Here is a 19,367-nt window from a genome sequence, read left to right on the forward strand (position 1 = left end):
CTATCTGTCGGGAGACCAGGGGTAGCTTCTGACACTGGTAGGTGCCCTCGAAGGATGCGGCGGAATGGAGCGTGCGGGCACGCCTGCCAGGTGATCCACCATAACGCCCTCGTCAGGGATTGTCGCGACGGAGCCGGAAGTTGGACCTGGGGGAATCATGAGAAACGGCCCGGTCCCACAGGGAGACCGGGCCGTTTCCTTGATCGGCTCAGGTGCTGCAGACGTCCGTCTTGGAGTCGACCACGCGAGCGCTGTCAGGGATGGTGACCGGCACCTTGACGCCCTTGAAGTCGGCGCCGATGACCAGCTGGATCACCGGGCTGCCGGGCGGCGGCGTGGCCGCCGTACCGGCGGAAGGCGTGGGCGCCGCCGTGGGGGTGAAGGGGGTGATGAGCCCGGCCGTCACCTTGCCGGCGGCGGGGGTGACCTTGGTCATCAGCTTCGCGGCCACGGGAGCGGCGTAGTCGGCGCCGTCGGCCGAGCCCTTGGCGTAAAGGACCATGGTCTGCGGCCGGTCGGTGCCGTCGGGCTTGCGCGCGTCGCCCACCTGGGTGACCTTGAAGCCCTGGGCCGCCAGCGCCTCGGCGACCTCCTTGGCCCTGCCCGCCGTGTTGGTGCCGTTGACCACCTGGATCCGCACCTGACCTGGCTTGATGGCCGGCTTGGCGGGCCCGGCCGAGGCGGACGACGCCTCGCTCGGCTTGGCCGTCGGGGTGACCTCGACGTCGGTGCGCAGCGACTCGAACATGTTCCCGGCGTCCGGCTGCTTCCACTGCACGCGGTTCTTGTTGGCGGGGTACGGCTCCCAGGGAACCGTGACGAACTTGACACCCTTGGCGGTCAGGCTACGGGCGCTCTGCGCGATCTGGATCAGGGTGTCGACGTCGAGCTGCGGGTCCATCACCACCGACCGCGCGGCGGCGGTGACGAGGTTCAGGAGCTTCCCGGGATCGGTCAGGGTGTCGCCGCTGGTGGCCTTCTTCGCCACCTGTGAGAGGAAGATCTGCTGGCGCTTGATGCGGCTGATGTCGCTTCCGTCGCCCATGGAGTGGCGCGCACGCACGTACGCGAGCGCGGTCTCGCCCTTCACGATCTGCTTGCCCTTATCGAGGTGCAGCTTGGCCTGCTTGTCGTCGACCGCCGTTGGCACGCAGATCTGGATGCCGCCGAGCGCGTCGACGATGCTCTTGAAGCCGGTGAAGTCGACCTTGATGTAGTGGTCGACGCGGATGTTGGTGGTCGCCTCGATCGTGTTGATCGTGCAGGCCATGCCGCCCTCGTTGAAGGCGGAGTTGATCATGTCGAGGCGGGGGGCGAGGGCCGCCTTCGTCTGAGCGTTCTTGCACGCCGGGATCTGCACCATCGAGTCGCGCGGGAAGCTGATCAGCGTCGCCTTGTCGCGGTTCGGCGAGATGTGCATGAGGATGATCGTGTCGGTGCGCTCGCCCTCGCCGGCCATGTGCTGGCCGTACTTCTTGTTGTCGCCCGCGCGGGAGTCGGACCCGACGAGCAGGACGTTGAGCGCGCCGGTGGCGTTGACGGGCCGGTTGGCGTTGAGGTCGCCGGTGACGTCCTCAACGCGGAGGTTGCCGAGCAGGTTGCGGTAGAGCGTGTACCCGGTGAGCGCGAGCAGCACCAGCACGGCGGTGAGGGCGATGCTGATGTAGGCCATGACCCGCATGCGACCGCCGTTCGGGTCACGGGGGCCCTTGCCGCCTCGGCGCCGCCCGCCCCGGCCGGGGTCGTCCGGTGGCGGGGGAGCGGGCTCGGCGGGGACGGCCCTACGGCGCGAGCGCTTCTCCTCGACCGGCGGGGCGGCCTGCGCACCGTAGGAGTCTGGCGCACCGTAGAGGTCCTGGGAACCGTAGGCGTCGCGCGCACCGTAGGGATCGCGGGAGCCGTAGGCGTCCTGCGCGCCGTACGCGTCTTGAGTGCCGTACGCGTCCTGCGCGCCGTAGGCATCCTGCCGGCCGTAGGGGGGCTCGGGCTCCTGCGGTCCCTGGGGGGCGGACCGGCGGCGGCGGGGACGCTCGGCCTCGGCAGGGGGGAGGCCGTCTGGGGGTTCCGGCGCCCGGCCTCGGCTCGACCTGCGGCCGGGCTGGCCCGGATCCGCACGTTGGTCCCTGACCGTGGCGCCGTGTCGGTGCTCGCTCATTTCGTCATGAGGTTAGGTCACCGGCCCGCTTCTGGGCAGCATGATCGGGTGAATAGGCTCATGATCATGAATACTCCAGAGGGGTCGACACGGCGGCCAAGCTTACCGACAGGAGGATATTTGCTGGAATATCCTAATCCGCCGCTTTACTTGAAATTCACAGAATTCGCAGGTAGTGGCATCTCTGACTGATCCGTCCGTCCGGTGGTCATGAGCGCGGCGGCGAGGCAGGCCAGCGGCACCGCGGGCAGCACGTACCGGTAGTCGAACTCGGCGGTCGCGGCCGGGATGACCAGCAAGGACACCGATGTCACCCACGGCAGCGCCCAGGACGCCTCCGTACGCCCGCCCCGGCGCCTGCGTACGGCCGCGACCACGGGAGGCACCAGCAGGAGTGCCAGCAGCACCGTGCCCGGCAGCCTGACCACGTTCTGGTAGGCCCGCATCCAGCCCGCGAACGGCTCCGCGACGCGAGTGCCGATGGGACCCCGCTCGTAGCGCACGGCGAACCTCGCCCCGGCCGTGGCGGGGTCGCGGTCAGGCGGCGGGGGCGTAGCGGCGGGGAACTCATAGTGGTCGTAGATCTGCTGGTCGGGGTACACCGGACGGCCCCACGTGAACGACCGGGCCAGCTCGGACAGCACCGAGGCCGCGTAGTCCACCGGCTGGCTGCGCAGGGCCAGGAACGCGAACCGCCCCGCGAGCCGGTCGGTCTCCGCGGTGAAGGTGATGCCGGGCAGCGCGACCAGCGGCGAGCCCGCGTCCCAGACGTACTCCTGGGACGGCGGTCTGCGCGAGGGCGGGGTGGCGTCGCACAGCACCGCGAGGTCGGCAGGCGGGCGCATGACGCCGCAGTCCGCGAACGACATCGTGCGGGCGTAGAGGAAGACCCCGTTGGAGCCCACGATGCCGAACCGGTGGTAGGTCGAGGAGAACCAGGCGGCGTACCCGGCGATCGGCAGCAGGGCCACGACGGCGAGCACGCCCACGAGGCGCGGCCCGCCGGTCAGCGCGGTGCCCGACCGGCGTGCCGCCAGTCGCCGGCTCACGTGCCGGACCAGCAGCCAGGCCGCCACGACCGCGATCAGCGGCAGCCCCACCGTCCTGGTGAGCGTCGCGGTAGCCAGGAGCAGGCCGGCGGCGCAGGCCGTACGCCAGGTGAGGGGGCCCATGGCGACGAAGACGGCCGCCACGACGAGGAACATGAACAGCGTGTCGGAGACCAGGAGGTGCTCCAGTTCGACCTGGTAGGCGTCCAGCAGCACCGGCGCGGCGGCCAGTGCCGCCACCCCGCGCCGCCCGCGCAGGCGCAGCACGGCGGCGTAGACCAGCACGCCCGTGGCGAGGCCCAGCAGGTGCTGTACGAGCACCACGAACCCGAAGCTGTGAAAGGGCTCAAGCAGTCTGAGGAACATGGAGTAGCCGGCGGGCCGCACCAGGTCGGGGCGGGGCCGCATCGCGGTGACCACGTAGGTGTAGGAGTCGGGGAACCACAGCGCGGGCCGGTAGCCGGCCATGGCCACCACCCGAAGCACCGCGCCGGCCGCCACCACCACGACCAACCACCGATGCCGCCCGGCCACGCCACGTGCGCCCCCACGGGCCGGCAGCCCCATGAGGAGCCCGCGTGACGGTGCGATCAGGAGCCGCTCGACCGCTTCGCGCAGACCGCCGCCGGTCCGCACGACGCGGTCCCACCCGGCAGCCACCACTCCATACCCCCACACCCGAACGATCCACGCGGCCGGGCCGTACGCTACCTGGTCCCACAGGCCGTGCCCGCATCCACGCGGGGCGTTCCTGAGGCTAGGCTCGCGCACAACAGATGGACGGAACCTGGCTCGATCACTCGCGATGGCCGTCGGCGGGCCGGGTGCTCGCCGCGGTGTCGATCATGCCTGCCCTCGCGCTGGCGGGCTGGCTGCTGGCGGGGCTGCCCCTGCTCCTGCTCGGCTGGTTCCGCCCGCTGCCCATGCTGCTGCTCGGCGGAGCGCTCGCCGTCGCCCTGTGCGTGTACGGCGCGCGCCTCGAACGCGAGGATGACGCGGCCGACGCCACGGTCTGGCACGTCGCCGCCACCTGCGGCATCGCGGCCGCCTCGGCGGTGTTCAACGGCATCTTCCACAGTGAGCAGCTCGTCATACGCAGGGACCCCGCCACCTACGCCCAGTACGCCGTCTGGCTGGCCGACCACGGGTCCCTCCCGATCCCGTACGGCACGGCGGCGTTCGGCGGGCCCGATCCGGCGCTGGTCCCCCGCAGTGTGGGGGTCTACGACTACGGCGGCGCGATCGTGCCGCAGTTCATGCCCGGGGCGCCGATCGTCCAGGCCATCGGGCACTGGCTGGGAGGGGTCTCCGGCCTGCTGCTGGTGCCCCCCGTGCTCGGCGGCCTGGCCGTGCTCACGGTCGCCGGTGTCGTCGCCCGGCTGGCCGGGGCGCGCTGGGCACCGCTCTCCGCGCTGGCCTTCGCGGTCGCGCTGCCGGTTCTCTACACCTCGCGCACCACGTTCAGCGAGATCCCGTCGCTGATCCTGATCTTCGGGGGCATCGCGCTCGCCCTCGACACCCGCGCCCGGCCGCGCGCGGCGGCGCTCGCCGGGCTCGTCTTCGGCCTGGCCGTCCTGGTGCGCATCGACGGCCTCAGGGACGTGCTCCCCGTGCTGGCCTACGCCGGGCTGCTGATCGCGCTGCGCCGCAGGCAGGGCCGGGGCGAGCGGTACGCGCGGATGGGCCTGCCGCTGCTCGGCGGCCTGGCCGTGGGTGTGGGGCTGGGCTTCCTGGCGGCCTACAGCCTGGCCAGGCCCTACCTTTCGTACCTGTCCGACTCGGTCCTTCCGCTGCTCGCCATCTGCGCGGTCGTTCTCGCGGCCACGGTGGCGGGCGCGGTCCTCGGGCCAAGGATCATCCCGGCCGGCTGGAAGGCGATGCGCGGCGGGCGGGCGGCGCGATGGCTGCCCGGCCTGGCGGCGGGCCTGGTGGTCCTGGTGACGCTCGGCCTGGCCGCACGTCCCTGGGTGCAGACCGTGCACCGTGTAGCCAAGGCCGAGGGCGACGTGCTCAACGCGAAGTTCATCGTGATGACGCAAGTGGCCAACGGATTGCCGCCCGACCCAAGCCGTCTCTACTACGAGAACTCCCTCTACTGGGTGATCTGGTACGTCGGCGTCCCGGTCGTCGTGCTCGCCACGCTGGCGGCGGCGGTGCTGGCGCGGCGCATGGCGCTGGGCAGGGGGTTCGTCTGGCTGCTGCCGCTGGCGATCATCGGGTGGACGACGGTCACCACGCTCTGGCGTCCGGCCATCACGCCCGACCACCCCTTCGCGTCGCGGCGGCTCGTGCCGGTGATCGTCCCCGGCCTGATCCTGCTGGCGGTCTGGGGCCTGCGCTGGATGTGGGCCAGGGCGCGGCAGGCGGGGTACGGCCCGCGTGTCCAGCGGTCGCTCCTCGCGGCCGGCGGTGCGCTGGTGCTCCTCCCGGCCGTGGTCACCTCGATCGGCACGGCGTTCTCGCCCATCGAGCGGGGGGAGTCGGCGCAGGTCGCGAAGCTCTGCGAGGCGCTGCCCCGTGACGCCTCCGTCCTGATCGTCGAGCGTGTCACCGGCGAGCGGTTCACCCAGGTCGTACGCGGCATGTGCCGCCTTCCCGTGGCCCAGGTGCGCCTCTCCGGCGAGGCGGGCGCCGCCGCGGGGGCGAACGCCGACATCAACGTCGCGGCGCCCGCCGACGTCACCCGCCTGGCCGGGCACATCCGTTCCGCGGGCCGCAGCCCGGTCGTCCTCGCGGCCCAGCAGGCCCAGCTCGCCCCGTACGGCCCGGCCACACAGGTCGTGAAACTCCGCACGCGCCAGGACGAGCGCTCCCTGGTCGACCCCCCGAACGGCACCTGGTCACTGACCATCGATGTCTGGATGGCCGTCCCCCCGACAAGTTGACCTTGAGCGTCGCCGATCGAGAGAGTGGACGCCATGGACGCGCCCGCGAACCCGCCTTTAGCCGAGGAGTTGTCGTTCGGAGGCGACCCCGACCGGGAGCCGTGGTTACGGACCTGGGTATCGGCCCACCGCAGGCTGCTGGCCGTGTGCGTGGCGGTGGTCGTCGTGCTGGGCCTGGCAGGAGGCGGTGGCTGGTACCTGTACGACCGGTCACGCAGGCCCCTGCCGCCGCCGGACGGGCCCTGGCCCGAACAACTCGGCTTCGCGGTCGGCCTCTGCGGCAAGTGGTCACCATCCCCCGAATGCACACCGTCGGATGAACTGGCCGCCAAGAAGCCGTCGGGGATCGAGGCCGCGCTGCGGGCCGTCCCCGAGATCGCCACGATCCGGTTCTCCGAGGAGCGGATTGTCTCCCGCGGCGAGCGGAACAAGTCCTTCTGGACGTCACGTGTCCTCAGCGGGACGCTCGATGCGCCCGACCAGACCTTTTTCATCAGCCCGGCGTACTTCGAAGGGACGGTGCGCACCCGCGACTACGCTCGCGTGGCCGCGCGGGTGAGATCCATCGAAGGGGTGAGTTATGTCTGGTCCCAGGCCACGTTCTGGGTGGGCAAGGCCGACGTGGCGATCGACCTCTGTTCGAAGGGCCCGGGGCTGGTGTGCACCGGCATCAAGGACCGATCGGTGACCGAGCCGCAGAAGCGGGACATCGTCGACCGTCTCTGGGACATCCCCGGGGTGGAGAAGATCTACTTCGAGGACCGCGCCCACGCGAGGAAGATCCGCGAGCACTACGCCCCCGGAGACACGGGCACGCGCGACCCGGGCATCGTGAGCATGGAAGACATGACGGAGTCGCTGTACGTCAAGCTCACCGACCGCCGGGCCGTCGAGGTCATCGGCGAGTCGATCAAGGACATGCCGGGGGTCCGGATGGTCCGCAGGATCGGTGAGCCGGGCGGCCGTTAGCCGTACGCGGGCAGCGGTTGACCGGGGGCGGCGGTTGACCGGGGGCGGCGCTGATCGGGAAAGTGGGGCGTATGGACTTACCGGCGGGGGGCACCGGAGCAGAGGAGCTGTCGTTCGGGGGCGATCCGGACCGGGATCCGCGGTTGCGCGCCTGGGTGTCGGCCCATCGCGGGCTGGTGGCCGCCGGTGTCGCCGTGCTCGTCCTGCTGGGCGTGCTCGCGGGCGGCGGCCGGTACCTATCTGACCAGTCCCGCAAGGCGCTTCCGCCCCCGGCCGGTCCCCTGCCCGAGCAACTTGGGTTCACGGTCACGTTGTGCGACTCCGACCTGCCCCGCCCCTGCGCGGAGGGGGTCTTCGAGATCGCGGATGACCCGGGGCGCGTCGAGGACGCCCTGCGTGCCATCCCGGAGGTGACCTCGGTCAGGTACATCAGCAGGGAAGACGCCTACCAGATGTGGCGCCGGTCGTCGTCGCAGTTCCTGGAAGAGAAGTATCGGGTGGGGATCAGGCCGGAGTACTTCCAGAACTCGTTCAAGGGCACGTTGCGCCGCTCGGCGGACTATCCCCGGTTCGCCGAGCGGGTGAGGCCCCTCGCCGGAGTCCGCAATGTGTCGCGCTCCCCGACGACCTTCTGGAGGGACAAGGCCGACCTCGCCATCTACCTGTGCGGCGACGGCTTCCAGAAGGAGTGCGGGACCCCGGCGAACCGGCAGATGACCGAGGACCAGAAGCAGGCCATCGTCGACCGCATCCGCTCGGTCGACGGTGTGGAGAAGGTCTACTTCGAGGACCGGGCGCACGCGGTCATGCTCTTCAAGCACTACTTTCCCGAGACGAAGGGGCCGGCCGAGGGTGATGTGGTCGAGGCCTTCCACGTGAAGGGCCGGACCACCGAGGTCGCCGATCTGGTCCGCAGGGCGGTCAAGGGCATGCCGGGAGTCCTGGCGAGCGAGATGTACGGCGCGGAGTAGTGGCCGGGCGGGTGGGAAGAGTCCCAGGTGAGGAAGAGGTGGATTCGAAGGCGGGCTGGGCACTGTATCCTCGCCCGACGTGAGTGTGACCGAGACGCCTGAGACTGGATCCGCCGTGGAAGCGAAGCCGTACGTGACGATCGTCCTGCCCTGCTACAACGAGCAGGACCACGTCATCGAAGAGGTCGAGCGCATCTGCGGCGCCATGGACGTCAGTGGTTACACCTACGAGCTGGTCGCCGTGGACGACCATTCCACCGACGAGACGCTCGCCCGCCTGCAGGAGGCCGCGCCCCGGTTTCCCAGCATGCGCATCGTGGCCTTCCACCGCAACGGCGGTTCCGGCACCGTGCGGCGCATCGGCACGCAGGACGCGCTCGGCGAGATCGTCGTGTGGACCGACGCCGACATGACCTACCCCAACGAGCGCATCCCCGAGCTCGTGCAGCTCCTGGAGAAGGACCCGACGATCGACCAGGTCGTCGGCGCGCGCACCAGCGAGCAGGGCTCGCACAAGATCCTCCGGGTGCCGGCCAAGTGGTTCATCCGCAAGGTGGCCGAGCGGCTGGCCGGTCAGGAGATCCCCGACCTGAACTCCGGCCTGCGGGCCTTCAGGAAGTCGGTCTCCCTGCCCTACCTGCGCCTGCTGCCTCCCGGCTTCTCCTGCGTGACGACGATCACGCTGGCGTTCCTGTCGAACCAGCACGACGTGCACTACATGCCCATCGAGTACAGCAAGCGGGCGGGCAAGTCGAAGTTCAGCTTCATCTCCGACGCCTACCGCTACATCCTGCAGGTGCTGCGGATGGTGATGTACTTCAACCCGCTCAAGGTGCTCATGCCGCCCGCGATCTGGCTGGTCGTGATCGGCCTGGGGAAGGGTGTCGTCGACATGTTCCGGCACCCGTTCTACTTCCCGGCGAGCACGGTCATGCTCTTCCTCTCCGGCCTGATCATCGGATCGCTGGCGCTGCTGGCCGACCTGATCGTCCGGTCCCGGGGCGCCTGACGTGCGGGTCGCCATCGTCGGGCCCGCCTACCCGTACAAGGGCGGCGGGGCGCAGCACACCACGGAGCTGGCGCACCGGCTGGCGGCCCTGGGCCACGACGCCGTGATCGAGTCCTGGCGCGCGCAGTATCCCTCCTTCCTGTATCCCGGGCAGCAGACGATCTCGGCGCCCGAGGGCCGGCCGTTCCCGGGCATCCGGCGCGACCTTGACTGGCGCCGTCCCGACGGGTGGGTGCGCTGCGGGCGGCGGCTGCGCCGCGCCGACCTCGTCGTGCTGACCCTGCTGAGCCCGGTGCAGGTGCCCGCCTACCTGGGCGTCCTGTACGGCCTGCGCCGCGGCACGCCCGTGGTCGCGCTCTGCCACAACGTGCTGCCGCACGAGCGCAAGCCGTACGACGCGCCGCTGGTGAAGGCGCTGCTGCGACGGGTCGACCGGGTGCTCGCGCACTCCGAGGAGCAGGCGGGGCTCGCCCGCGACCTGGCGTCCGCGCCGGTCCGGGTCGCCGCGCTCCCGCCGCACCTGCCCACGACGGCCGAGGCCAGACCCGGTGGGGGCGTGCGGCACCGGCTGCTGTTCTTCGGCATGGTCCGGCCGTACAAGGGGCTCGACCTGCTGCTGCGCGCGCTGGCGCGCGTTCCGGGCGTCTCGCTCACGGTCGCGGGTGAGTTCTGGGGCGGGCTGGACGAGACGCGAGCGCTGATCGCGGAGCTCGGGCTGGGCGAGCGGGTCGAGCTGCGGCCCGGGTACGTCCCGGCCGGCGACCTGCCCGCGCTGTTCGGCGACGCCGACGCCCTCGTGCTGCCCTATCGCAGCGCCACGGCCAGCCAGAACGCCTGGCTCGGCCACGAGCACGGCCTGCCGGTGATCGCCACCCGTGTGGGCGCGCTGGCCGACCACGTCACCGACGGGGTCGACGGGCTGCTCGTCGAGCCGGGCTCCGCCGAGGCGCTCACCGAGGCGATCACCCGGTTCTACGCCGAGGGCGAGCCCGAGCGGCTGCGCCAGGGCGTGAAGGCCGTGGACCCCGACCCCTACTGGGCGACGTACGCCGAGGCCCTGCTGTCCGCGGAGGCCTGACCGCGCGCCAGCAGGAAGCCCAGCCCGGCCCACAGCACGTCGGCGAGGGTGAAGGCCAGCCTGGACACGATCGCGATGACCAGCGCGCGGGGAGCGTCCAGCACGGGTGCGAGCACCAGCACCATGGCGCCCTCGCGGACCCCGATGCCGGCCGGGACGATCACGGTGAGCAGGCCGGTGACCCACGCGAGCGCGTACGCCCCGGCGGCGACCGCGAACAGCGACGGGCCGCCGGGCCGCATGTCGGTGAGCAGCAGCCAGATGTGCACGCCGTAGAACAGCCAGCCGATCATCGTCCAGGCGGTCGCGACGAGCATCGCCGGCCCGGACAGCACCCGGTCGAGCGGCTCCCTGCGCCCGATCCTCAGCAGGAGGTTGAGCCCGAAGGTCAGCACCCGGGGATGCAGGCCGACGACGATGAGCGGGATCAGCAGCAGCAGGTACCACGTCTGCCTGGCCACCGCCTGTGAGGTGAGGGGCAGCGTCACCGCGGCGAGCGCGAGCGCGCAGCCGAGCGAGGTCACAAGGCCCACCACCGTCGCGCCGAACGTGCGGCGGGGCGGGGAGCCGTGGTCGCGGGCCAGCTCCATCATCGCGGCGAACGCCCACACCGAGCCGGGGACGTACTTGCCGAGCTGTCCCATGAACAGGACCTTGGCGGCGACGCCCAGCGGCAGTGTGGACCCGAACCCGGCCAATACGGCCCGCCAGGCCAGCAGCATGAACGCGAGGCCGATCAGGACGGCGGCGAGCGACCCGGCCACCGTCCACCACGACAGCCTGCTCAGCGCGGTTACGGAGTCGTTCCAGTTCCTGGAGAGACCGTAGGTCAGGAAGGCCAGGGCGAGTAGCGCCAGTCCCACCCGGAGCAGGGGACTCGACCGCAGGCGGCTCAGCATCCGCCCAGCGTACGACCACTCGTTACCGGCCGGTAGATCCTTTCCCGCATCCTTACTCCACGCGGTACTCCACAAGGTGCCGTCCATGGCCGGGCCGGGCGGACGAGTGCCGTGCACAGGGAGCAGAGGTCCCGAACCCACTACTCTTGGGCGGCGTGGGTAAGGAACGCGTGGCGCAGCTCGAGTACTCCGAGCTCCAGGCCGCGATGCTGGACGAGGCCAAGCGACGCCGCAAGGCCGCCAAGATCATCGCTGTGCTCGCGCACTTCCTGGGCCGCGATCCCGATTCCCCGGCGCTCGACGGGCTGACGGTCGCCGACATCGGTTGCTCGGCCGGGTTCATCGCCGACGAGCTGGCCTCTGCGGGCGCCCGCCGGGCCTTCGGGGTGGACATCGACGTCCCCGCCCTGCGCAGGGCGGCCGAGCGCTTCGGCAAGCGGGTGGAGTTCGTCTGCGCCGACGGCACCGCGCTGCCCTTCCCCGACGGGTCGATGGACGTTCTGGTCTTCAACCACATCTACGAGCACGTGGTCGACCCCGACGCGGTCGTCAAGGAGATGCACCGGGTGCTCGCCGACGACGGCGTGCTGTACCTCGGCCTCGGCAACCGGCTCGGCGTGATGGAGCCGCACTACAAGCTGCCCTTCCTGTCGTACCTGCCGCCGTCGCTCGCCGACCGTTACGTGCGCGCGTCCGGCCGGGCCGACCACTACTACGAGCGGTTCCGCACACGGGGCGGGCTGCGCCGGATGCTCGGGGACTTCCACGTCTGGGACTATTCGTTCCCCGTGCTCGCCTCGCCGGAGCGGTTCGCCGGCACCGAGCTGTTCCCCGGCGCCGTCGGCCGCGCCGCCCAGGGCACGCTGGCGCGCACTCCTCGCACGGCGCTGCGGGCGCTGCTGCCGGTAGTGCCGACCTACCTGTGGGTCGCGACCAAGACCCCGCGCCGGCCCCTCGGCACGTCCCTCCCGCAGCCTCCAGAGCCCGTACGCACGGTACGCACGCCGTGACACGCAAGAAGCTCGTCAGGTTCGCGTTCCTGCTGGTCGCGCTGGGCTTCGGCGCCTGGGCCATCGCCGGGCGGTGGACCGAGGTGGCCGACGGCTTCACCAGGCTCTCCTGGCCGCTGCTCGCCGGGTCTCTCGTCGCCGTGCTGGCGGCCCTGACGGCGGGCATGATGATGTGGCGGGCGCTGCTGGCCGATCTCGGGTCGCCGCTGCGGTTCACCGACGCGGCCAAGGTGTTCTTCGTGGGCCAGCTCGGCAAGTACATCCCCGGGTCGCTCTGGCCGGTGCTCGCCCAGATGGAGATGGGCAAGGACCTCGGCGTCCCGCGCCCCCGCAGCGCCGCCGCCTTTTTCCTGACATATCCGATCTATCTGGTGAGCGGTCTCGCGGTGGCCCTCGTGACCCTGCCCGCGTTCGCCGGCGACTCGGTGGCGGGCTACGCGTGGATGCTCCTGCTGCTGCCCCTGCTGGTCGTCGGCCTGCATCCCCGCGTGGTCAACGCCGTCCTCGGCTTCGGGCTCAAGCTGATCAAGCGGCCCCCGCTGGAGCGCCCGCTGACCCGTAGGGGCGTGCTCACCTCGGTCGGATGGGCCTTCGCGGGCTGGGCGGCGTACGGGGTGCACCTGGCGCTGATCGTGGCCGGGCTGGGCGCCCCCGGGGCGAGGGCGCTGGTGCTGTCCCTCGGGGCGTTCGCGCTCGCCTGGTGCCTGGGCTTCATCGTCGTCATCGCTCCCGCCGGGGCGGGCGTGCGCGAGGTGGCCATGGTGGCGGCGCTCGCGCCGGTGCTCGACGGGGGCTCGACGATCGCGGCGGCGCTGTGCTCGCGGCTCGTCGTGTCGGCCGGAGACCTGGTCTGCGCCGGGCTCGCCGGCCTGGCCGCGCGCCGCGCGGAGGCCGTCCCCGCGACCGCTCGGAGAGACTGATGTTTCCCCATTGGTCGCCGGCGAGAAGGATGAAATGGCCTGTGATTTCTCTCACGGATTCGGGGAGCCTCGCAATAGAGTGAAGCTGATGGGGATCGGCGGCGACGGTGCCGGCGGCAGCCGGCGGGACATTTCAGTGACCCCGCCGGTTCGCACGAGCAGGCGGCCTTCGCCCGCATCTGGTCTCCGTCCTTGACCGGCCCGGAGACTTGAGAGGAGCGATCGCTCTTGACGCCCCGAGTGCTCGTCGACGCCGCAGCGGTTCCCGCGGATCGCGGGGCCCTGATCCGCTATGTCGACGGTCTCCTTGCCGCTCTCGACCGAGCGGGCGCCGATCTCGCGGTGGTCTGCCAGCGAGCCGACGCCGAGCGATACGGGAAGATCGCCCCCTCCGCCCGCATCCTCGCCGGTCCTCCGGCGATCTCCAGCAGGGGCACCCGGCTCGTCTGGGAGCAGACCGGCATACCTGTGCTGGCCCGCCAGGTGGGGGCGCAGGTCATCCACGCCCCCTTCTACTCGATCCCGCTCCACTCAGGGCTGCCCACGGTGGCCACCGTGCACGACGTCACGTGGTTCACCGAGCCCGAGCAGCACAACACCGTCAGGGCCTCCTTCTTCCGCGCCGCCACCCGCACGGCGGTCCGCAACTCCACGCGGGTGATCGTGCCGTCCAAGGCCACCCGCGACGAGCTCGTGCGGGTGCTCGCGGCCGACCCGACGCGCATCGACGTCGCCTACCACGGGGTCGACACCGGGCTGTTCCACCCGCCGTCCGAGCAGGAGATCAAGAGGACGGTCGGCCGCCTCGGCCTGCACGGCCGTCCCTATGTCGCCTTCCTCGGAGCCTTCGAGCCCCGTAAGAACGTTCCGAACCTCGTGAAGGGCTTCGGCCAGGCCGTCAGCCATCTGCCGTCGCCGCCTGCCCTGGTGCTGGCCAGCGGGGCCGGCTGGAACGACGAGGTGAACGCCGCGATCAGCGAGCTTCCCGTCACCGTGCGGGTCGTCCGCCCCGGCTATCTGGCCTTCGCCGACCTGCCGGGGTTCTTCGGCGGCGCGGTCGTGGTGGCGTTCCCCTCGCGCGGCGAGGGGTTCGGCCTGCCCGTGCTGGAGGCCATGGCCTGCGGGGCGCCCGTGCTCACCACCCACCGCACGTCCCTGCCGGAGGTCGGCGGCGAGGCCGTCGCCTACACCGAGCCGGACGCCGAGAGCATCAGAGACGCCCTGAAGACGTTGCTGGAGTCGGAGGAGCGGCGCGCGTCGCTCTCCGCGGCCGGTATCGCCCGTTCGCGGGAGTTCACGTGGGATGCGTCGGCCGAGGCGCATATGGTGTCCTACCAACGCGCGGTCGATCAGTGAGCTAGCCTCACGGTGTGACGGAGAGCTACTCGCCGGAGTCGGCGCACCTTGAGGCCATTCTCCTCGTCGGCGGCCAGGGCACTCGGCTCCGCCCTCTGACCTTGCGCACCCCCAAACCGTTGCTCCCGACGGCCGGCGTCCCGTTCCTCGCCCACCAGCTCGCGAGAGCCAGGTCGTTCGGCGTGCGGCGCATCGTCTTCGCCACCTCCTACCGCGCCTCGATGTTCGAGGAGGCGTTCGGTGACGGGTCGGCGTTCGGGCTCTCGCTCGAATACATGACCGAGGAGTCCCCGCTCGGCACGGGCGGGGCGATCCGCAACGCCGCCGACGCGCTGACCTGCGGCCCCGACGCCCCGGTGCTCGTGCTCAACGGCGACATCCTGTCCGGGCACGACATCTCGGAGCAGGTCGGGCTGCACGTCTCGCGCGGGGCGGCCGTCACCCTCCACCTGACCGAGGTGGACGACCCGTCGCGGTTCGGTTGCGTGCCGAGCGACGTGGACGGCCGGGTCACCGCCTTCCTGGAGAAGACCCCGAACCCCGTGACGAACCGCATCAACGCCGGGTGCTACGTGTTCCAGCGGTCGTTCATCGACCAGATCCCCTCGGGCCAGGTCGTGTCGGTCGAGCGCGAGACCTTCCCCGGCATGATCGCCGCGGGCGAGCTGGTGCTCGGGTACGCCGACCGGTCCTACTGGCTCGACGTGGGCACCCCCGCGGCCTTCGTCCAGGGGTCGTGCGATCTGGTGCTGGGCCGCCTGGCCTCTCCGGCTCTTCCCGGCCCCTGTGGGGAGTTCCTCGCGCTGCCGGAGGCCCGGGTCTCCCCGAGCGCCAAGGTCGCGGGCGGCACGGTCGTCGGTCCCCAGGCGGTCGTCGAGTCCGACGCCTCCGTACGGGGGAGCGTGCTGTACGCCGGGTGCGTGGTGGAGTCGGGTGCCACGGTGGTCGATTCCGTGGTGGGCGTGGAAGCCCGCGTCTGCTCGGGGGCGGTGCTGCGGAACGCCGTGATCGGCGACGGCGCCGTCGTCGGCCCCGGCAACGAACTGCTGGCCGGCGCCCGCGTCTGGCCAGGGGTGACACTGCCCACGCGCGCGGTCCGCTTCTCCAGCGACATCTGATCGACGTCGCCGTGGGCTCCAGACCACCCATAGCCTGACATCGTGCGAGAACGCAGGTGGCGCCCGGACGGGCCCCTCGACGTGGAGCGCACGCTGGCGCCGCATCGCCGTGGAAGCGGCGACCCCGCCTGGCAGGTCGCGCCCGACAGGGCGATCTGGCGCACCTGCCGCACGCCCGAGGGGGCGGGCACGCTCCGGGTCACGGTCCAGGCGCGCGAGGCCGTCGTGGTCGCCCAGGCGTGGGGTCCTGGGGCCGAGTGGATGCTGGAGACGCTGCCCCGGCTCCTCGGCGCGGACGACGAGATCTCCGCCTTCCAGGGGCTGGTCGAGCGGCTGGGGCTCGAATGCCACCAGCTCATCCGGGAGCTGGCCTCGCGGCACGGCGGGCTGCGCGTCGGCCGTACACTGCGGGTCTTCGAGGCGCTGGTGCCCGCGGTGCTGGAGCAGAAGGTCGTCGGCCGGGAGGCGTGGCGGGCGTGGCGGTGGCTCCTGCGGAAGCACGGCGAGCCCGCGCCGGGTCCGGCGCCCACGGCCATGCGGGTCTTCCCCGAGCCGGAGGTGTGGCGGAAGGTCCCCTCGTGGGACTGGCACCGCGCGGGGGCGGAGGCCGTACGGGCCAGGACGATCGTGAACGCGGCCCTGCACGCGGAGAAGCTGGAGGCGGCCGGGCCGTTGGAGGCCGACAGGCTGTTACGCGCGCTGCCCGGCATCGGGGTGTGGACGTCGGCGGAGACGCGGCAGCGGGCCCACGGCGACCCGGACGCCGTCTCGGTCGGTGACTACCACCTGCCCTCGCTGGTCGGATGGTCGCTCACCGGCCGGAAGACCGACGACGCCGGGATGCTGGAGCTGCTCGCTCCCTACCTGGGGCACCGCCACCGGATCACCCGCCTGCTCGAACTTGGCGGGCGCAGGCCACCGGCACGCGGACCTCGGATGGCCGTTCGCGACTATCGAGCCTTCTGAGCGGCGGCCGCGGGGGGTACGAGCGCCGCTCGTCCGGGGCCGGCGGCGTGCTGGGCTTCCAGTCGCGGCCGTCACGCGAGTCGGCGCCGAAGAACGGGGCGAGCAGGGCCGCCGCGACGATGAAGGCGAGAACCAACCAGGACATCGGGGTCTCCTTGGAGCATGCGGAGGAGTGACCCTGTAATTGTGTTCCTCTGCATATGTTTACGTCTATCGAGAATTCGTGACTCTTACACTTAAGGATCGCTAAAGACGGATTGATCTACGGGACCCCGCCCGCGTGCCGGGCCCGGGCGGTTCCGTACTGTGCGTTCCATGGACGTGAACCCCACAGACGCCGCGATGCGGCGGGCGCTGGCCAGGGCCAGGGACGGCAAGGCGCTCGACGTGACGGAGGCCACGGTTCTGTTGCATGCCCGGGGAGCCGACCTGGACCGGCTCCTCGAATACGCCGGCCGCGTGCGGGACGCGGGGCTGGCCTCGGTGGGACGGGAGGGGGTCGTCACCTACAGCCGCAAGGTCTTCATCCCCCTGACCAGGCTGTGCCGCGACCGGTGCGGCTACTGCACGTTCGCCACGGCGCCCGGCAAGCTCCCCGCCGCCTTCCTCAGCCCCGACGAGGTGCTGGACATCGCCCACAAGGGCGCCGCCATGGGGTGCAAGGAGGCCCTGTTCACGCTGGGCGACCGCCCCGAGGACCGCTGGCACCAGGCCAAAGAGTGGCTGGACGCCCACGGGTACGACGACACGCTGTCCTACGTGCGCGCGATGGCGATCCGCGTCCTGGAGGAGACGGGGCTGCTCCCGCACCTCAACCCGGGCGTCATGACCTGGCGCGACCTGCAGCGGCTCAAGCCGGTGGCCCCGTCCATGGGCATGATGCTCGAGACGACCTCCCGGCGGCTGTTCGAGGAGAAGGGCGAGGCCCACTACGGCTCGCCCGACAAGGACCCGGCCGTACGGCTGCGCGTGCTGGAGGACGCCGGCCGCACCAACGTGCCGTTCACCACGGGCGTCCTGATCGGCATAGGCGAGACCGTCGCCGACCGCGCCGAGTCGATCTTCGCCATCCGGAAGGTCTCCCGCGAGTACGGGGCCGTGCAGGAAGTCATCGTGCAGAACTTCCGCGCCAAGCCGGACACGGCCATGCGCGGCATGCCCGACGCCGACCTGCACGAGCTGGCCGCGACGATCGCGGTCACCCGGCTCGTGCTCGGCACCAAGACCCGCGTCCAGGCGCCCCCGAACCTCATCGGCGACGAGTACGGCCTGATGATCAGGGCCGGCATCGACGACTGGGGCGGGGTCTCGCCGCTGACCCCCGACCACGTGAACCCCGAGCGCCCGTGGCCGCAGATCGAGGAGCTCGCCGCCCGCACGGCCGAGGCCGGGTTCACGCTCAAGGAGCGGCTCACGATCTATCCGGAGTACGTCCTGGCGGGGGAGCCGTGGCTGGACCCGCGCCTGCGCGGCCACGTGGACGCGCTGGCCGACCCGGAGACCGGCCTGGCGCTGGACGCCATCCCCACCGGCCGGCCGTGGCAGGAGCCCGACGGCGGGTTCGCCTCGACCGGCCGTACGGACCTGCACGTGGAGGTGGACTCCACGGGCCGCTCGCAGGACAGGCGCGACGACTTCGACAACGTCTACGGCGACTGGGACGCCCTGCGCGAGCGGACGCCCGCCCCTGACGGCGCGCCGGCGGCGACCGCGATCGGCGCCGACATGCGGGAGGCGCTGCGCCGGGCCGCCTCTGACCCCGCGCGGCTGACCGACGCCCAGGCCCTCACCCTGCTGAGCGCCGACGGGGCCGACCTGGAGGAGCTGTGCCGGGTCGCGGACGACCTGCGCAGGCAGGCCGTGGGCGACGACGTGACCTACGTCGTGAACCGCAACATCAACTTCACCAACGTCTGCTACACCGGCTGCCGCTTCTGCGCGTTCGCGCAGCGGCGTACCGACGCCGACGCCTACACCCTGTCCCTGGACCAGGTCGCCGACCGGGCGGCCGAGGCGTGGGAGGCGGGGGCGACCGAGGTCTGCATGCAGGGCGGCATCCACCCCGACCTGCCCGGCACGGCGTACTTCGACATCGCCAAGGCGGTGAAGGCAAGGTGCCCGGAGATGCACGTCCACGCCTTCTCGCCGATGGAGGTCATGAACGGCGCAAGCCGCACCAACATGTCGATCCACGACTGGCTGGTGGCGGCGAAGGAGTCGGGGGTCGACTCGCTGCCGGGCACCGCGGCCGAGATCCTCGACGACGACGTGCGCTGGGTGCTGACCAAGGGCAAGCTCCCCACCAGGGAGTGGGTGGACGTCATGACCACCGCCCACCGCGTGGGCATCCCGACGACCTCGACGATGATGTACGGGCACGTGGACACGCCCGCGCACTGGGTGGCGCACATCCGGCTGATCCGTCGCATCCAGGAGGAGACCGGCGGCTTCTCGGAGTTCGTGCTGCTGCCGTTCGTCCACCACAGCGCGCCGATCTACCTGGCGGGCATCGCCCGGCCGGGCCCGACCCCCAGGGAGAACCGCGCCGTGCACGCGCTCGCGCGGATCATGCTGCACGGCGCGATCGACAACATCCAGTGCTCGTGGGTGAAGCTCCAGGACGAGTTGTGCAGGGCCGTGCTGACGGGCGGCGTGAACGACCTGGGCGGCACGCTGATGGAGGAGACGATCAGCCGCATGGCCGGGTCGGAGAACGGGTCGTACAAGACCATCACCGAGATCGCCGCGATGGTGGAGCCTACGGGGCGCCCGCTGCGCCAGCGCGTCACCGGGTACGGCCGGCCGTCCGAGGAGCGCGTCGCGGCGGCGAGGGCCAGTGACGGCGTCTGCCGCAGCGTGCGGAGGACCGTCCCGCTGCTGGCGCCGTAGTCGCGGTCCCGTCCGACAGGACGGCTTATCAGACACGCTTATAACAAGTTCTACATTTCCACCTTAGGGATACTTGCGCTGTCTACGGTGTCC

General features: G+C 71.4%; 14 protein-coding genes. 11 read left to right on the forward strand and 3 right to left on the reverse strand.

The window, feature by feature from the left end; genetic code table 11:
• Positions 1-208: 208 nt before the first annotated feature.
• Together ACOZ38_RS06785 and ACOZ38_RS06790 are read right to left on the reverse strand one after the other, a co-directional pair.
• The gene (locus ACOZ38_RS06785) at positions 209-2,155 is read right to left on the reverse strand and encodes an LCP family protein (RefSeq protein ID WP_424529265.1); all 1,947 of its coding nucleotides are present in this window, start codon (positions 2,153-2,155) and stop codon (positions 209-211) included.
• Between the two features lie 146 nt (positions 2,156-2,301).
• Positions 2,302-3,864, reverse strand: a complete 1,563-nt coding sequence (locus ACOZ38_RS06790) for a hypothetical protein (RefSeq protein WP_424529266.1) — start codon at positions 3,862-3,864, stop codon at positions 2,302-2,304.
• A 116-nt stretch (positions 3,865-3,980) separates the two neighbouring features.
• Here ACOZ38_RS06790 and ACOZ38_RS06795 point away from each other — a divergent pair, with 116 nt between their 5' ends.
• The 5 genes from ACOZ38_RS06795 to ACOZ38_RS06815 all read left to right on the forward strand — a co-directional run bounded on the left by ACOZ38_RS06795 (position 3,981) and on the right by ACOZ38_RS06815 (position 10,116).
• Positions 3,981-6,089, forward strand: coding sequence for a hypothetical protein (locus ACOZ38_RS06795; RefSeq protein ID WP_424529267.1), 2,109 nt, complete (start codon positions 3,981-3,983; stop codon positions 6,087-6,089).
• A 33-nt stretch (positions 6,090-6,122) separates the two neighbouring features.
• Positions 6,123-7,058: a permease-like cell division protein FtsX gene (locus ACOZ38_RS06800; RefSeq protein WP_424529268.1), complete on the forward strand. Its 936-nt coding sequence runs from the start codon at positions 6,123-6,125 to the stop codon at positions 7,056-7,058.
• Between the two features lie 71 nt (positions 7,059-7,129).
• Positions 7,130-8,029 carry a permease-like cell division protein FtsX gene (locus ACOZ38_RS06805; protein WP_424529269.1) on the forward strand — a complete coding sequence of 300 codons (900 nt, stop codon included), beginning with the start codon at positions 7,130-7,132 and terminating at the stop codon, positions 8,027-8,029.
• A 115-nt stretch (positions 8,030-8,144) separates the two neighbouring features.
• Positions 8,145-9,038, forward strand: a complete 894-nt coding sequence (locus ACOZ38_RS06810) for a glycosyltransferase family 2 protein (protein WP_405144851.1) — start codon at positions 8,145-8,147, stop codon at positions 9,036-9,038.
• A gap of 1 nt (position 9,039) precedes the next feature.
• Complete coding sequence (locus ACOZ38_RS06815) at positions 9,040-10,116, forward strand: glycosyltransferase family 4 protein (RefSeq protein WP_424529270.1); 1,077 nt, start codon at positions 9,040-9,042, stop codon at positions 10,114-10,116.
• Here the strand turns inward: ACOZ38_RS06815 and ACOZ38_RS06820 are convergent.
• Complete coding sequence (locus ACOZ38_RS06820) at positions 10,071-11,015, reverse strand: lysylphosphatidylglycerol synthase domain-containing protein (protein ID WP_424529271.1); 945 nt, start codon at positions 11,013-11,015, stop codon at positions 10,071-10,073. The genes ACOZ38_RS06815 and ACOZ38_RS06820 overlap by 46 nt on opposite strands.
• 155 nt (positions 11,016-11,170) lie before the next feature.
• On the opposite strand from ACOZ38_RS06820, the gene ACOZ38_RS06825 reads away from it, so the two are divergent.
• The 6 genes from ACOZ38_RS06825 (at position 11,171) to ACOZ38_RS06850 (ending at position 19,274) form a co-directional block, all read left to right on the forward strand.
• Positions 11,171-12,025 (forward strand): methyltransferase domain-containing protein, encoded by an 855-nt coding sequence (locus ACOZ38_RS06825; RefSeq protein ID WP_424529272.1) that lies wholly within the window; start codon positions 11,171-11,173, stop codon positions 12,023-12,025.
• Positions 12,022-12,945 (forward strand): lysylphosphatidylglycerol synthase domain-containing protein, encoded by a 924-nt coding sequence (locus ACOZ38_RS06830; protein WP_424529273.1) that lies wholly within the window; start codon positions 12,022-12,024, stop codon positions 12,943-12,945. The genes ACOZ38_RS06825 and ACOZ38_RS06830 overlap by 4 nt, the downstream gene beginning before the upstream one ends.
• Positions 12,946-13,173: 228 nt before the next feature.
• Entirely contained in the window at positions 13,174-14,301 is a 1,128-nt protein-coding gene (locus tag ACOZ38_RS06835; protein ID WP_424529274.1) for a glycosyltransferase family 4 protein, read from the forward strand.
• A gap of 14 nt (positions 14,302-14,315) precedes the next feature.
• A complete protein-coding gene (locus tag ACOZ38_RS06840) occupies positions 14,316-15,419 on the forward strand; it encodes a sugar phosphate nucleotidyltransferase (protein WP_424529275.1) in 1,104 nt (367 codons plus the stop codon).
• A 42-nt stretch (positions 15,420-15,461) separates the two neighbouring features.
• Complete coding sequence (locus tag ACOZ38_RS06845) at positions 15,462-16,385, forward strand: DNA-3-methyladenine glycosylase family protein (protein WP_424529276.1); 924 nt, start codon at positions 15,462-15,464, stop codon at positions 16,383-16,385.
• Positions 16,386-16,700: 315 nt separating this feature from the next.
• A complete protein-coding gene (locus ACOZ38_RS06850) occupies positions 16,701-19,274 on the forward strand; it encodes a bifunctional FO biosynthesis protein CofGH (RefSeq protein ID WP_424529277.1) in 2,574 nt (857 codons plus the stop codon).
• The last annotated feature ends 93 nt before the right edge of the window (positions 19,275-19,367 follow it).

The sequence above is a fragment of the Sphaerisporangium viridialbum genome (assembly GCF_049674955.1).
Lineage (GTDB): Bacteria > Actinomycetota > Actinomycetes > Streptosporangiales > Streptosporangiaceae > Sphaerisporangium > Sphaerisporangium viridialbum.

Excerpts from the sequence above, each read along its gene's own strand:
- ACOZ38_RS06820 (WP_424529271.1), bottom strand. The coding sequence starts at position 11,015 with ATGCTGAGCCGCCTGCGGTCGAGTCCCCTGCTCCGGGTGGGACTGGCG.
- ACOZ38_RS06785 (WP_424529265.1), bottom strand. The coding sequence starts at position 2,155 with ATGAGCGAGCACCGACACGGCGCCACGGTCAGGGACCAACGTGCGGAT.
- ACOZ38_RS06805 (WP_424529269.1), top strand. The coding sequence starts at position 7,130 with ATGGACTTACCGGCGGGGGGCACCGGAGCAGAGGAGCTGTCGTTCGGG.
- ACOZ38_RS06850 (WP_424529277.1), top strand. The coding sequence starts at position 16,701 with ATGGACGTGAACCCCACAGACGCCGCGATGCGGCGGGCGCTGGCCAGG.
- ACOZ38_RS06800 (WP_424529268.1), top strand. The coding sequence starts at position 6,123 with ATGGACGCGCCCGCGAACCCGCCTTTAGCCGAGGAGTTGTCGTTCGGA.
- ACOZ38_RS06795 (WP_424529267.1), top strand. The coding sequence starts at position 3,981 with ATGGACGGAACCTGGCTCGATCACTCGCGATGGCCGTCGGCGGGCCGG.